At 64.9% G+C, this 13,038-nt stretch carries 13 protein-coding genes; 5 read left to right on the top strand and 8 right to left on the bottom strand.

The features are described 5' to 3' along the window. Positions 1-56: 56 nt before the first annotated feature. The 3 genes from bcsA to C5689_RS02370 form a co-directional block, all read right to left on the bottom strand. Positions 57-2,345 carry a UDP-forming cellulose synthase catalytic subunit gene (gene bcsA / locus C5689_RS02380; protein WP_108915820.1) on the bottom strand — a complete coding sequence of 763 codons (2,289 nt, stop codon included), beginning with the start codon at positions 2,343-2,345 and terminating at the stop codon, positions 57-59. A gap of 65 nt (positions 2,346-2,410) precedes the next feature. Continuing rightward, the gene (bcsS, locus tag C5689_RS02375) at positions 2,411-3,217 is read right to left on the bottom strand and encodes a cellulose biosynthesis protein BcsS (protein ID WP_108915680.1); all 807 of its coding nucleotides are present in this window, start codon (positions 3,215-3,217) and stop codon (positions 2,411-2,413) included. Positions 3,218-3,416: 199 nt separating this feature from the next. Next, entirely contained in the window at positions 3,417-4,211 is a 795-nt protein-coding gene (locus C5689_RS02370) for an alpha/beta hydrolase (RefSeq protein ID WP_108915679.1), read from the bottom strand. Between the two features lie 180 nt (positions 4,212-4,391). On the opposite strand from C5689_RS02370, the gene C5689_RS02365 reads away from it, so the two are divergent. Both C5689_RS02365 and lpdA read left to right on the top strand, forming a co-directional pair. Further along, positions 4,392-5,603 (top strand): glycosyltransferase family 4 protein, encoded by a 1,212-nt coding sequence (locus C5689_RS02365; RefSeq protein WP_108915678.1) that lies wholly within the window; start codon positions 4,392-4,394, stop codon positions 5,601-5,603. A gap of 105 nt (positions 5,604-5,708) precedes the next feature. Then, positions 5,709-7,121: a dihydrolipoyl dehydrogenase gene (gene lpdA / locus C5689_RS02360; protein WP_108915677.1), complete on the top strand. Its 1,413-nt coding sequence runs from the start codon at positions 5,709-5,711 to the stop codon at positions 7,119-7,121. A gap of 46 nt (positions 7,122-7,167) precedes the next feature. On the opposite strand, the gene C5689_RS02355 is transcribed toward lpdA, so the two are convergent. Then, positions 7,168-7,437, bottom strand: a complete 270-nt coding sequence (locus C5689_RS02355; protein WP_108915676.1) for an usg protein — start codon at positions 7,435-7,437, stop codon at positions 7,168-7,170. A 192-nt stretch (positions 7,438-7,629) separates the two neighbouring features. Here C5689_RS02355 and C5689_RS02350 point away from each other — a divergent pair, with 192 nt between their 5' ends. Together C5689_RS02350 and C5689_RS02345 are read left to right on the top strand one after the other, a co-directional pair. Next, positions 7,630-7,905, top strand: coding sequence for a hypothetical protein (locus tag C5689_RS02350; protein ID WP_108915675.1), 276 nt, complete (start codon positions 7,630-7,632; stop codon positions 7,903-7,905). Between the two features lie 34 nt (positions 7,906-7,939). Continuing rightward, on the top strand, positions 7,940-8,509 hold the full coding sequence (locus tag C5689_RS02345) for a hypothetical protein (RefSeq protein ID WP_108915674.1): 570 nt from the start codon (positions 7,940-7,942) through the stop codon (positions 8,507-8,509). A 37-nt stretch (positions 8,510-8,546) separates the two neighbouring features. On the opposite strand, the gene C5689_RS18930 is transcribed toward C5689_RS02345, so the two are convergent. From C5689_RS18930 to C5689_RS02330, 3 genes are all read right to left on the bottom strand, one after another. Further along, complete coding sequence (locus C5689_RS18930) at positions 8,547-8,681, bottom strand: hypothetical protein (RefSeq protein WP_255461765.1); 135 nt, start codon at positions 8,679-8,681, stop codon at positions 8,547-8,549. 213 nt (positions 8,682-8,894) lie between these two features. Next, positions 8,895-9,890, bottom strand: coding sequence for a tyrosine recombinase XerC (locus tag C5689_RS02335; protein ID WP_108915672.1), 996 nt, complete (start codon positions 9,888-9,890; stop codon positions 8,895-8,897). Positions 9,891-9,932: 42 nt separating this feature from the next. After that, positions 9,933-10,253 carry a DUF1476 domain-containing protein gene (locus tag C5689_RS02330; RefSeq protein ID WP_108915671.1) on the bottom strand — a complete coding sequence of 107 codons (321 nt, stop codon included), beginning with the start codon at positions 10,251-10,253 and terminating at the stop codon, positions 9,933-9,935. A gap of 299 nt (positions 10,254-10,552) precedes the next feature. On the opposite strand from C5689_RS02330, the gene purC reads away from it, so the two are divergent. Next, entirely contained in the window at positions 10,553-11,347 is a 795-nt protein-coding gene (purC, locus tag C5689_RS02325) for a phosphoribosylaminoimidazolesuccinocarboxamide synthase (protein WP_018267133.1), read from the top strand. Positions 11,348-11,591: 244 nt separating this feature from the next. Here the strand turns inward: purC and hemA are convergent, their stop codons facing one another. Further along, positions 11,592-12,878, bottom strand: a complete 1,287-nt coding sequence (hemA, locus tag C5689_RS02320; protein WP_108915670.1) for a 5-aminolevulinate synthase — start codon at positions 12,876-12,878, stop codon at positions 11,592-11,594. Between the last annotated feature and the right edge of the window lie 160 nt (positions 12,879-13,038).

Genomic DNA, 13,038 nt, shown 5'->3' with positions numbered 1-13,038 from the left:
TGGCGCTCATTTTTACGAGAATGGTCGTGTCGTCGAGAAGGGACTTGCGAAAAGGATCAGACGCTTTCGTGTCTCACGGAGCGCTCGCGCTCTATCGCGGGCGGCGTTTTCACTTTCGACGGCGGCCGCAGGCGAGGCTGGCGGCGGCCGAAGATCGACGGAAGCTCGGCGATGGGCGGCGGCTCGCTCCGCGCCGCCTCGCCTGCGCGGGGGCGCAGATAGGCGAAGGCGCGCAAGGGCTCGATCGCGCCCCACCAGAGAAATTGCGCCGTGCCGGCGACAATGCCCTTATGCTTGCGCCGCGCGGCCTGGAAGCGCTCGAGCGCCGTGGCGTCGCCATACATGAGATCGGCGAGCGCGAGATGATCCTGCGGCTGCGTGAGCGCGAAGACGAGGTGGCGACGCCCATCCGCCGCGACGCCGACGATGCGCGCGGAAAGGCTCGGACGGCGCGCGGCGTCGACGACCGAGTCGATGAAGAGGCGCCCTTCCGTCTGTTTCGCCGCGGCGAGCGCTTCGGCGTCCGCCTCTGTCGCCGCGCGCAGGCGACAGCCGCCGGCGGAGACTTCCTCTATCGCGACGCGAACATGCTCCTCGCCGAGAGCGAGCGCGCCGCGCCGCTCGACGGGAAGGCTCGGATGCTTCTCGCGGCGGCGACGCTCCGCCACGGCGCCGAGCGCGACGCCGGCGGTGACGAGATTGAAGAAGTTCCATAGGCCGACGAAGACGATCAGCTGGCGCACGCCGGGCTCGGCCACGCAACGATAGACGGCGACGACAGCGCCGATGGCGAGCAGCCCATAAATGGCGAAGAAAGGCCAGGCGAGCTCCGAGAGACGATCCTGCGCTCGCGTCGCGCCTTTCTCCGTCACGCGGAAGGATGGGCTGTGCGGCCGCAGAAGCACAGAGAGGATCGCTTTCGACAAAAACACGCCCTGGCAATATTCGTAGAGTTCCGACACCCAGGGCCAGCGCACGCGGCCGAAGAGATAATTCTGCAGCATCGCGTTCACGACGACATAGGTCGCCGTATAGGCGATCGCCTCTTCTATGTTGGAGACGAAAATCTTGACGTCGAAGAGAATGAAGGCGAGCGGCGCCAGCATGAAGACCAGACGCGGGAAGGGAAAGAACCAGAAGCTCATGCTCGACAGATAGCCGAGCCGCTGCAAGGGCTCGAGGCCGCGCTTCAGCAGCGGATTGCGCAGCAGCAGAATTTGCAGCATTCCCTGGCACCAGCGCACGCGCTGGCCGATGAAGGCGGCGAAAGTCTGAGGCTGCAATCCCGCGACGAGCGGCTTGTCGACATAGACGCTGGTCCAGCCCTGTGCGTGCAGCTCCAGCGCCGTCTCGCAATCTTCGGTGACGGAGACGCCGGAGAAGCCGCCGGCATCGTCCAGCGCGGCGCGGCGCAGCAGAGCCGCCGAACCGCAGAAGAAGGCGGCGTTCCATTTGTCCAATCCGCGCTGCGTGACGCCATAGAACATCTCGTTCTCGGACGGCATATGGCGGAAGGTGCGCAGATTCTGCTCGATCGGATCGGGATTGAGGAAGACATGCGGCGTCTGCACGAGGAAGAGCCGATCATCCTCGAAGAAATAGCCGATCGTCTCACGCAGAAAAGAACGAAACGGCGCGTGATCGGCGTCCAGCACGACGACGATGTCGCCATCGATATGCTCGAGCGCAGCGTTGAGATTGCCGGCCTTGGCGCGCTCGTTATGCTCTCTGGTGAGATAATAGCAGCCCAGCGCGGCGCAGAGCTCCTGCAAGGATGCGCGGCGGGCGCGGGCGCGCTCGGCGATCTCGGGATCGGGATGCGCGCATTTTTGCTCCGTGCCGCCGTCGTCGAGCAGAAAGACATTCAGCCGGTCGGCGGGATAATCCATGGATTTCGCCGCGGCGAGAGTCGTCGCGAGAATGGAGGCGCTCTCGTCATAGCTCGGGACCAGCACATCGACCGCCGGCAGAGCCTCGTCCTCTATCTGCGGCGCCGGCTCGCGCTTCAGCGGCTCGGCGTTGACGACGAGGGTGAGGAGCAGCATCGCCACGCAATAGAGCTCGGCGGCGAGCAATATGGAGCCGCAAGTGAAGCCGACAGGATCGGAGAGCGGCGGCAGAGTGGAGGTGACGCGCCAATAGACATAGCGCAGCACCACGAACAGCGCGAGCGCGATGAACAGCTGGCGCGCTTCCGCGCCGCGCGCGAATCTCCACAAAAAGGCCAGCAGGAAGATGACCGAAAGGCTCGTCGCCAGCTGCGCCTGCACGCTGACCGGCTGTGTGGCGAGCGCGACGGCGACGGCGCCGAGAAGGAGAAAGGAGAGGAAGCGCAAGAGAGACATGGCGACGCCTTCGAGCAAAGACGAACAATGAAAATGTACGGCCGTGAAATCTGCGGCCGTCGATTTTAGAAAGCGATATGCGTGTCCAGAATTCCATAGGCGCCGCCGCCGCGCACGCGATCGCGCAGATAGCCGCTGGAGAGGCCGATCTGCAGCGCGCCGAATTTCAGTCCGGTGAGATGCGCGCCGGCGCGCCATTGCGCGAAATAATTATCGCCGAGCGCCAGCGCCTCCGGTCCGACATAGACATAATCGGCGAGCTCCAGGCCGAATTTCAGCCGCGTGTAATAGGAATTATGCACGGTCGAATAATAGGCGATGAGCGCGACCATGGTGGACTCGGTCGGCCGCGCGAAGGCCTCGACGCCGACTTTGGCGCCGACCGAAACGCCGCGCACTTGATTGCCCGGATCGAAAGGCGACAGGCTGTGATTCATCGCATCCGGGCCGACATAGAAAGCGACGCCGCCCTGATTGGAGACGACCTCGTAGCCGACCATGAAGGAGCCGTCCTCGAGCGTTCCATTCACGCGGCCATAGCCGGAATTGCTGGGAATGAAAGCGGCGCCGACGGGGATGTAGACCGGAAGATCGCTGGCGTCATAAGCATATTTGCCGATGACGGTGGAGACGCGAATGCGTGGACCGCTCTCCACGAGCGATCCGAAAGGCGCGATCTTGCCGATGGCGGCGCCGGCGATCGAATTGCGCGACGTTCCGTCGACGGAAAGATCGATGGAGACCGTCGGCCGAGGCGTCGCCGGCGGCGGCGGCGCCTCGGCGGGAACGCCCGTATACCAATCGGCAGCGCGCGCCGTCGAGCAGAGCGCCGCGCACAATGCGAGCGGCAGAGCCGTTTTCGAGAGCATCATGACTCTTCATTCCCAGGCCCGATCGAACGGCGCGCGCGGGAATGACCGCGTTACATTCGCGTCTCTCGATCAAGTGCGCCTGACATGGCGCCTTCCTTAAGAATGGAGGTTAATGGGACAATGTTTATTGAATGCTTTCGCGCTTCGCAAAGAAGCCGTTATGCCTAATGCGCGGTACTGCTCAGCTCGCGCACGCGCTTCAGAGCGCCTCTATCGTAGCTGTGAGATGCGCGAGATCCTCGCTGCGCGAAAGGCGATGATCGCCTTCCATCACCAAGGTCAGCACGACGGGATCGCTCGCGAGACAATCCATCAGCCGCAGCGCATGGCGATAGGGCACATCCTCGTCGCGCATCCCCTGCAAGATATGCACGGGCGCATTCACACGGATGACGTCGTCCAGCATGAGATGCGCGCGACCGTCCTCGATGAGCCGGCGCGTGATCGGCGTCGGCTCCGGCGAATAGGGCGAAGGCCGTAACCATGCGCCCTCTTCGAGAATGGCGCGACGAATATCGTCGTCGGCATTGTTCCAGACGAGTTCCTCGGTGAAATCGACGGCGGGCGCGATCAGCACGAGAGCGTGCAGGCGGCGGCCCTGCTCGGCGAGTCGGCGCGCCATCAGCAGCGCGAGCCAGCCGCCCATGGAGCTGCCGACGAGAATTTGCGGGCCGCGCGTCGAAGCGTCGAAGACGGCGAGACTCTGCGCCAGCCAATCGCCGATCGTTCCATCCTCGAAGCGTCCGCTCGATTCGCCATGGCCGGAATAATCGAAGCGCAGAAAAGCGCGCCCCTCGCGCTCCGCCCATGCGTCGAGATGCGCGGCCTTGGAGCCCAGCATGTCGGATTTGAAACCGCCGAGCAGCATCACGCCGGGACGCTCCGCCCCAGCCCCATGCGCAGCGCGAAGGCGCCGGGCGATGCGCCAGGGCTCCCGTCCCTCGAGGGCGAGTTCGATGAAGCTCAGCCCCTCCTCGACGCCGTCCACAGCCATCGTCTCCCCGCCGGGCGAATGCGCCCGCTCTCGCTATTAACGAAAAATGTGCATTTCTTCAAAGTCATGCTCCAGCGGCCGAGGCGGCCGGGCCTTATTGCTGGCTCATTTCTACGGCGAAGAGGGCCCCGGCCTCTCTCGACCGCGGCGAGGTTCTCGTTTACTGGGCAAGATCGCTCCATGCTAGAGAATTTCCACGCCTTCCCTTCGACCAGCCGCCCTCTCGCCGGGCGGACGATCTTGCAGATCGTGCCCGATCTCCAATCGGGCGGCGCGGAACGTACGACCATCGACATCGCCGAGGCGCTGCATATGGCGGGCGCCCGGGCGCTCGTCGCCTCGGAGGGCGGCCGCATGGTCAGCGAGCTGCAGGCCAAGGGCGGCGTGTGGCTGCCCTTTCCCGCCGCGACCAAAAATCCGCTCGCCATGGCGCTGAACTCCTTCCGCCTCGCCCGCATTCTGCGCGAGGAGCGCGTGGATATCGTCCATGCGCGCTCGCGCGCCTGCGCCTGGGTCGCGCATCACGCGGCGCGGCGCGCGGGCGCGCGCTTCGCCACCACCTTCCACAGCATCTACGGCGGCGCCTCCGCCATCAAGCAGCGCTATAATTCCATCATGGCGGCGGGCGATCTCGTCATCGCCAATTCGCATTTCACCGCCCGCCATATCGCCGAGCTCTATCCGCAGGCGACACAGCGCATCGTCGTCATCGCGCGCGGGCTCGATCTGCGCGCCTTCTCGCCCTCCGCCGTCGAGCCCGCCCGCGTCGAGCGCGTGCGCGCCTCATGGGGCGTCGCGCGACACGAGCGCGTCGTGCTGTTGCCGGCGCGGCTCTCGGCGCGCAAGGGCCATCTCGCGCTCGTCGACGCGGCGAAGCTGCTCCTCGCCGAAGGATTTTCCGATGTGCGCTTCGTGCTGGCGGGCGATGCGCCCAACGCCGCGTTTCGCGCCAATGTGGAGGCGCATATCGCGCGCGCCGGGCTCGAGGAAATCATGCGCGCGCCGGGCTATTGCGCCGATATGCCGGCCGCCTATCTCGCCGCCGCCGTCGCCGTCGCGCCCTCGACGACGCCCGAGGCTTTCGGCCGCGTCGCCATAGAGGCGCAGGCGATGGGCGCGCCGGTCATCGTCTCCGATTTCGGCGCGGCGATCGAGACCGTGCTGGCGCCGCCGCAGGTCGATGCGACGCAGGCGACCGGCTGGCGCACGCCGGCCGGCGACGCCGCCGCTCTGGCGCAGGCGATTCGCGAGGCGCTGGAGCTGCGCCCCTCCGCCCGCGAGGCGCTGACGGCGCGCGCGCGGCGGCATGTGCAGTCGCATTTTTCCGTCGAGCGCATGTGCGCTGCGACGCTCGACGCCTATGAGCGGCTGCTCATCGGACGCGCGCTGTGACGCGGCTGCGGAAGAAATGGTTCGACCTCACCCCCATGAACCGGATATTCTCCTTTCATAAAAACATTCTAGGGATCGATCGCAGCGCGACAAAGGAGTTGGCGGATGGCATATGATCTCATCGTCATCGGCACGGGCCCGGGCGGCTATGTCTGCGCGATTCGCGCGGCGCAGCTCGGCCTCAAGACCGCCGTCGTCGAGAAGCGCGCCACCCATGGCGGCACTTGCGGCAATGTCGGCTGCATTCCCTCCAAGGCGCTGCTGCACGCCTCGCATATGTTCGCGGAGACGAGCCACGGCCTCGCCGATCTCGGCGTCATCGTCGAGCCGCCGCGGCTCGATCTCGAGAAAATGATGAAGCACAAGGCCGACACGGTCGCCGCCAATGTCGGCGGCGTCGCCTTTCTGTTCAAGAAGAACAAGATCGATTCGTTCCATGGCGTCGGCCGCATTCTCGGCGCCGGGCGCGTCGAGGTGACGGGCGAGAATGGCGCGACGCAGAATCTCGAATCGCAATATATCGTCATAGCGACAGGCTCCGCCGTGGCGCCGCTGCGCGATGTCGACGGCAAGGAGATCGCCTTCGACGAGAAGACGATCCTCTCCTCCACCGGGGCGCTGGAGCTCGAATCGGTTCCGAGACATCTCGTCGTCGTCGGCGCGGGCGTCATCGGTCTCGAGCTCGGCTCGGTCTGGCGACGGCTCGGCGCGCAGGTGACGGTGATCGAATATCTCGACCGCATTTTGCCGGGCGCCGACGCCGAGGTCGCGACCCGCTTCCAGAAAATTCTGGAGAAGCAGGGCTTCGCCTTCCATCTCGCCGCCAAGGTCACCAAGATCGACAAGACGCCGGAGGGCGTCTCCGTCTCCTACGCCTCCACCAAGGGCGGCGGCGGCACGCCGATAACGGCCGACGCCGTGCTGATCGCCACAGGGCGCATTCCCTATACGGCGGGCCTCGGCCTCGAGGAGGCGGGCGTCGCCACCGAGCGCGGGCGAATCGTCATCGACGAGCATTTCCGCACCAATGTGGCGGGCATTTTCGCCATCGGCGATGTGGTGCGCGGCGCCATGCTCGCCCATAAGGCCGAGGAGGAGGGCGTCGCCGTGGCGGAGATCCTCGCCGGTCAGGCGGGACATGTGAATTACGGGGTGATTCCGTCTGTGGTCTATACGATGCCGGAGGTCGCCTGGGTGGGCCTGACCGAGGAAGAGGCGAAATCGGCCGGAATCGCCTATAATGTCGGCAAATTCCCCTTCTCCGCCAATGGCCGCGCGCGCGCCAGTCGGCAGACGGAGGGATTCGTCAAAGTGCTGGCCGACGCCGCCACAGACCGCGTGATCGGCGTGCATATTCTCGGCTCGGACGCCGGCGAGTTGATCGCCGAAGGCGGCGTGCTGATGGAATTCTCCGGCGCGGCGGAAGACCTCGCCCGCACCTGCCATGCGCATCCGACGCTGTCGGAAGCGATCAAGGAAGCGGCGCTCGGCGTCGCCAAGCGCTCGATCCATTTGTGAAGAGCGCGCACTCCTTCTCCCGCCTGCGGGAGAAGGAGTTACGCCCTCAGTGCAAACGGAACTCCTTGTCCACCAAGGAGATTTCCGCCGGGCGAATGAGCCCGCTATGCGCCACCTGCACCGAATGGAGCCGGCCGTCGAGGCTCCTCTGCCAAAAATCCAGAAACTTCCGCAATTGCGGAAATTCGGGCTGCAAATCGTATTCCTGCCAGATGTACGATTGCATGATCGCGGGGTGATCGGGCAGACGATAGAAAATATTGGCCGTCGTCAGCCCATAGCCTTCGAGCATACGGCGAAATTCGCGCGACGCCATGAGACGCCTCCTCTTCGATCGCGTGAGAACGATAGGTTCGACCACGACAAAGATGCAAGGCCAATGCCGAATAAACTTTTAAAAACAATATGCTAGCAGCAAGCGTGAGCGAGTGCTGATCGATCGGCCGGCTCTTTGTGGCGAAACCTGCCGAGACGGCATATTTCTGTCGCGATCTCAGGAGACGCCGACATGCGCGCTGTTCGGGATGTGAAGGACATCGTCGGCTTGCTGATGCGCATCGTCGACGGCGGCGAAACGAGCGTCGAGGAAGTGGAAGCGCTATGCTTCGACGCCGAGGGAGCGCTCGGCGCCGCCTTGAACGGCGCTTATATTCTGCTTCTCGAATTCGCTTTCGACCGCGAAGCGCGTGAGCGGGACGCAGCGCTCGACGCGCGAATGCGGCTTCGTCTCGGGGAATCGCTGGCCGAGGCGGCGAGGATCGCAGAAACGGCCGGCGCGCGATAATGGCGCTCGAGGCCCAATAGGAGAAGAACGCCCGATGGAATCCGTCAAGCAACGCCTCATTCGCGCCTTCTGGTTCACGCTGGCGGTTCTCTTCCTCATCGAGAGCTGGCTGTGGGACCATGTGAAACTATGGATCCTGCGGCTCGCGGCCGCGTTCGGCGTGAAGGAGCTGGAGGCGCGGCTGCGCGAATTCATCGCCGGCCTATCGCCCATCGCCACGCTCGCCGTCTTCGCCCTTCCGGCGATCACGATTTTTCCGTTGAAGCTGCTCGCGGTCGCCGCCATCGCCCATGGCCATGTGGTGACGGGGATCACGGTGATCCTCGCCGCCAAGACGCTGGCGCTCGGCGTCACATCCTTCCTCTTCGACGCCAGCCGCGAGAAGCTCTTGCAAATCGGCTGGTTCGCGAAGCTCTATGCGGCCGTGCTGCGCGTCAGCCGCTGGGCGCATGAGCGGGTCGAGCCGTTCAAGCAGAAAATTCGCGAGTCGAAGGATTATTTGAAGGCGCAGCTGTCCCGCGCTCTGGGCGAGGAGGGCCGCTCGCTGTTCCTGCGCAAGCTGGCCCTGCTGCGCGCTCTCGTCCGCCGCCGCGGCGCGGCATGACGATCTCGCTCCGCCGCTCGACATTTCGCTCCGCCGCTCAGCGGCAGAGCGCATAGCCGAGACAGGCGTCGGCCGAAGCCGCCTGCCCAGATGTGACGATGATCCAGACGCCATAGGCGAAAGCCATGACGAGAACGACTCCGAGCAGCGACAATCTCGGCGTATGACCCATTTTCCCCTCCTGCCGATCGCCGGCGCCCGTCCCCTCAACGGACGCCGCAACCTGCCCGAGCCCGAAAAACGTCCGCGTGCGCGGGCGCACGAAGCGAAAAGGCGGCAGGTTCGCTAGGAAGGAAGGGCGGGGACGAGAAAAGGCGAGACCTCGCTCGAGATCAAAATTTCGGCGAGGAAGCGCTTGACGAGATCGATTGCAATCGAAGCAAAATCAATTCGATTTCGTCGAAACGCGGGCGCCGCGCGGATGCGCCGAGCGCCAGGCGTCGAGAAGCCGCGCTTTATCGACGGCGGCGTAGATCTGCGTCGTCGAGAGCGAGGCGTGGCCGAGCAGCTCCTGAATGCTGCGCAGATCGCCGCCGCGGCCCAGCAGATGCGTCGCGAAGGAATGGCGCAGCGCATGGGGCGTGGCGCTCGCGGGCAGGCCCAACGCGCCGCGCATTCGCTCCACGGCGAGCTGCAATATGCGCGGCGACAGCGGCCCGCCGCGCGCGCCGACGAAGAGCGGCCCGCCGGCGAGCTGATAGGGACACAGCGAAATATAGTCTTCTATGGCCCGCCGCACGGGCTCGATGACCGGGACCACGCGGGTCTTGCCGCCCTTGCCGGTGATGGAGACGCGATCGACGACGCCGATGGGCGCGCGGTCGCGCTCGATCGACAGCGCCTCCGAAATGCGCAAGCCGGCGCCATAGAGCAGCGCCAGAGCGGCGGCGTCGCGGGCCAAAATCCAGGGCTCGCGGGCCTCGCCGGCGCGGGTCTCGGCGCGGGTGAGATCGCGCGCGTCGGCGACGCTCAGCGCCTTGGGAAGGCTGTGCGGCTTTTTCGGCGCATGGACGGCGCCGAAGACATCGGTCTTGGCAAGGCCCTTTTTCTCGAGGAAGCGCATGAGCGAGCGCACCGCGGCCAGCGCCCGCAGCAGCGAGCGATTTTCCAGCCCCTCGGTCCGCCGCTGCGCCATGAAGGCGCGTATGTCGGCGGGAGCGAGCGCGCTCAATGTGGCGGCGTCGGCGGGCGCGCCGCGACGCTCGGCGAGAAAGGCGAGAAAAAACCGCGTGTCGCGCGCATAGGCGTCGAGCGTGTGGCGCGAGCAGCGCCGCTCGCCGGAGAGATGCTCCAGCCAAGATTCGGCCGCCGAGACGATATCGGGCGCCGCCAGAAAGGCGGCGCCCGATCTTTTGGTTGCGGCTCTTGGGGAATCGCGCATGGCATAAGTGGTGGCGCGCGCCGATAAAGGAAGGGTAAAGGGTCAGCCCTTCGTCAGCTCTCGCCGCGCCGTCTCCAGCAATTCGTCGAGCGTGCGCCGCAGCTGATGGTCGGACTGCTCGACGCCGGCGGCGGCGAAATCGTCCTTCACCTTGGAAAAAACCAGCTCATCGGCATTGGCGGACGTCTCGGCGGTCACCAGCGCCTCGGCGTAGGCCTCCGCTTCCGGCCCTGATTTGCCGAGCTTTTCGGCCGCCCACAGGCCGAATAATTTGTTTCGCCGCGCCGCCGCGCGGAATTCCATTTCCTGATCATGGACGTAGCGCTTCTCGAAAGCTTCTTCCCGATTGTCGAACGTGCTCATTGCAACCCTCGGATGTTTCGTCGGCCTCGTTCGGCCCGGCGCAAGTCTGGATGTAGGCGATTCGGTCGAAAATCCAGTGACGTTCACGCAATTAACGAAAATTTCAGTCAAGTTGTGTCGGCCACTCGATTCGGCTAGTCTCGCTTCGCGGGTTGTAACGACCGCCGGAACAGGATAGGACCCGGTTCCATCCGCGGCCGTCACCAACGCCCGCTTCGGACGAACGTCCCTTTTCCCGAGCTCCCGCTCTGGCCGAGGCGGCGGCCGCCGGAGCCGAACCGAGGAGCCACGGGCCCGTAATGGATTTTCTCAAGCCCCGGTTGATCCCGATGAATCGCCGCCGCCGCATCTACGAAGGCAAGGCCAAGGTCCTCTATGAGGGCCCGGAGCCCGGGACGTTGATCCAACACTTCAAGGACGACGCCACCGCGTTCAACGCCAAGAAGCACGAGGTCATCGACGGGAAGGGCGTCCTCAACAATCGGATCTCGGAATTCGTTTTCCAGCATCTGAACGATATCGGCGTGCCGACGCATTTCATCCGCAGGTTGAACATGCGCGAACAGCTGATTCGCGAGGTCGAGATCGTTCCGCTCGAGATCGTGGTGCGCAATGTCGCCGCCGGCTCGCTGTCCAAGCGCCTCGGCATGGAGGAGGGCACGCAGCTGCCGCGCTCCATCATCGAGTTCTATTACAAGAACGACGCGCTCGACGACCCGATGGTCTCCGAGGAGCACATCACCGCTTTCGGCTGGGCGAGCCCGCAGGAGATCGACGACATCATGGCCTTGGCCATTCGCGTCAATGATTTCCTCTCCGGCCTCTTCCTCGGCGTCGGCATCCGCCTCGTCGACTTCAAGATGGAGTGCGGGCGGCTGTGGGAAGGCGACATGATGCGCATCGTCGTCGCCGACGAGATTTCCCCCGACTCCTGCCGGCTGTGGGACATCAAGTCCAACGACAAGCTGGACAAGGACCGCTTCCGCCGCGACATGGGCGGCCTCGTCGAGGCCTATACGGAAGTCGCGCGCCGTCTCGGCATTCTGCAAGAGAACGAGACGCCCCGCCCGAGCCAGCCCAAGCTGGTGCAGTAAGGCGCAATCATTCGGCGCGAATCCTTCTCCCACTCGTGGGAGAAGGTGGCCCTCGCGTCAGCGAGGGTCGGATGAGGGTTCGCGCCGCCGAGGCGACCTCTTCGAAAACCGTCTTCGCGCCTGAGAGCCCGCAGCAGCCCTCATCCGACCCCGCTTCGCGGAACCACCTTCTCCCGCAGGCGGGAGAAGGAAGGCGCGAACCTTCCTAAAATCTCGATCGATCTGTCCCGAGAGAACTCGCCGCTCACTGCGCGGCGAGCTTGATCTCGGGATAGGTACAGCGCTCGCGGCTCTCCTGATCGACATGCAGATGCTGCGGCGGCTCGACGAAGGGAATGCCGAGCGTCTGCCACACATCCGCCACCGCCTCCACCAGAGCGACGATATGCTCCGGCGTATGGCGCGGCGTCGGCGTGATGCGCAGACGCTCCGAGCCGCGCGCCACGGTCGGATAATTGATCGGCTGAATGTAGATGTCGTGGCGCTCGAGCAGCATGTCGCTCGCCGCCTTGCACAGCTCGGCGTCGCGCACCATCACCGGCACGATATGCGAGCCATTCTCCAGCACCGGCAGGCCGGCCGCCGCCAGCGCATGTTTGGTGATATGCGAGGCGCGCTGATGCGCAGCGCGCAAATCGGAGCGCGCCTTGAGCACACGAACGGCGGCCGTCGCCGCGGCGGCGACGGCGGGCGGCAGAGCGGTGGTGAAGATGAAGGAAGCCGCATAGCTGCGAATGGCGTCGATGACGACGCGGTCGCCCGCCACATAGCCGCCCAGTGTGCCGAAGCCCTTGGCCAGCGTGCCCTCGATGACGTCGATGCGATGCATCACGCCCTCGCGCTCGCAGATGCCGCCGCCGCGCGCGCCATACATGCCGACGGCGTGGACCTCGTCGATATAGGTCATCGCGCCATAGCGCTCGGCGAGCGCCGCGATCTCGGCGACCGGAGCAATATTGCCGTTCATCGAATAGAGGCTCTCGAAGACGATGAGCTTGGGCCGATTTCCGGCCTCGACGAGCAGCTCCTCGAGATGGGCGAGATCATTGTGGCGGAAGATCTTGCGCTCCGCGCGCGAGCGCTTCACGCCCTCGATCATCGAATTGTGATTGGAGGCGTCGGAGAGAATGACGCAATCGGGCAGAAGATCGGCGATCGTCGATATAGCGGCGAGATTGGAGATCCAGCCCGAGGTGAAGACGAGCGCGGCCTCCTTGCCATGAAGATCGGCGAGTTCGCTCTCGAGCTCCACGATCGCGTGGCTGGTGCCGGAAATGTTGCGCGTGCCGCCGGCGCCGGCGCCGACGCGCGAGGCGGTCTCCACCATTGCGGCGATCACCTCGGGGTGCTGGCCCATGCCGAGATAATCATTGGAGCACCAGATCGTCACGTCGCGGGTGGAGCCGTCGTCCCGGTGCCAGACCGCCTGCGGAAAGGTTTCGACGCAGCGTTCGAGATGGGCGAAGACCCGGTACCGGCGTTCCTCCTGGAGACGAGTGACCGCCGTCTCGAAAAAGCGCCGATAGTTCATGTGACGACCCTTCATACCACGATAGGGGGCCGATACTCTTGGCCCCGCGGGACTGCCGCGCGATCGGACCGCGCTGCTCCCGCTTTGTGCGTTTTGCTACATAAACTATCCGAAGAGGCTTGGCGAGAGGCAGAACGTCGCGCCGAGACAAAGTCACGAA

This window comes from Methylosinus sporium, assembly GCF_003113265.1.
GTDB classification, from domain to species: Bacteria; Pseudomonadota; Alphaproteobacteria; order Rhizobiales; family Beijerinckiaceae; genus Methylosinus; species Methylosinus sporium.
The sequence above is the reverse complement of the archived record's forward strand: the minus strand, read 5'-3'. Positions and strand labels throughout refer to the sequence as shown.

What these genes read in the sequence shown, in the direction of transcription:
- bcsA (WP_108915820.1), bottom strand. Translation starts at nt 2,345, where the DNA reads ATGTCTCTCTTGCGCTTCCTCTCCTTTCTCCTTCTCGGCGCCGTCGCC.
- bcsS (WP_108915680.1), bottom strand. Translation starts at nt 3,217, where the DNA reads ATGATGCTCTCGAAAACGGCTCTGCCGCTCGCATTGTGCGCGGCGCTC.
- C5689_RS02350 (WP_108915675.1), top strand. Translation starts at nt 7,630, where the DNA reads ATGCGCGCTGTTCGGGATGTGAAGGACATCGTCGGCTTGCTGATGCGC.
- C5689_RS02335 (WP_108915672.1), bottom strand. Translation starts at nt 9,890, where the DNA reads ATGCGCGATTCCCCAAGAGCCGCAACCAAAAGATCGGGCGCCGCCTTT.
- lpdA (WP_108915677.1), top strand. Translation starts at nt 5,709, where the DNA reads ATGGCATATGATCTCATCGTCATCGGCACGGGCCCGGGCGGCTATGTC.
- purC (WP_018267133.1), top strand. Translation starts at nt 10,553, where the DNA reads ATGGATTTTCTCAAGCCCCGGTTGATCCCGATGAATCGCCGCCGCCGC.
- C5689_RS02330 (WP_108915671.1), bottom strand. Translation starts at nt 10,253, where the DNA reads ATGAGCACGTTCGACAATCGGGAAGAAGCTTTCGAGAAGCGCTACGTC.
- C5689_RS02355 (WP_108915676.1), bottom strand. Translation starts at nt 7,437, where the DNA reads ATGGCGTCGCGCGAATTTCGCCGTATGCTCGAAGGCTATGGGCTGACG.
- C5689_RS18930 (WP_255461765.1), bottom strand. Translation starts at nt 8,681, where the DNA reads ATGGGTCATACGCCGAGATTGTCGCTGCTCGGAGTCGTTCTCGTCATG.
- C5689_RS02345 (WP_108915674.1), top strand. Translation starts at nt 7,940, where the DNA reads ATGGAATCCGTCAAGCAACGCCTCATTCGCGCCTTCTGGTTCACGCTG.
- C5689_RS02365 (WP_108915678.1), top strand. Translation starts at nt 4,392, where the DNA reads ATGCTAGAGAATTTCCACGCCTTCCCTTCGACCAGCCGCCCTCTCGCC.
- hemA (WP_108915670.1), bottom strand. Translation starts at nt 12,878, where the DNA reads ATGAACTATCGGCGCTTTTTCGAGACGGCGGTCACTCGTCTCCAGGAG.
- C5689_RS02370 (WP_108915679.1), bottom strand. Translation starts at nt 4,211, where the DNA reads ATGGCTGTGGACGGCGTCGAGGAGGGGCTGAGCTTCATCGAACTCGCC.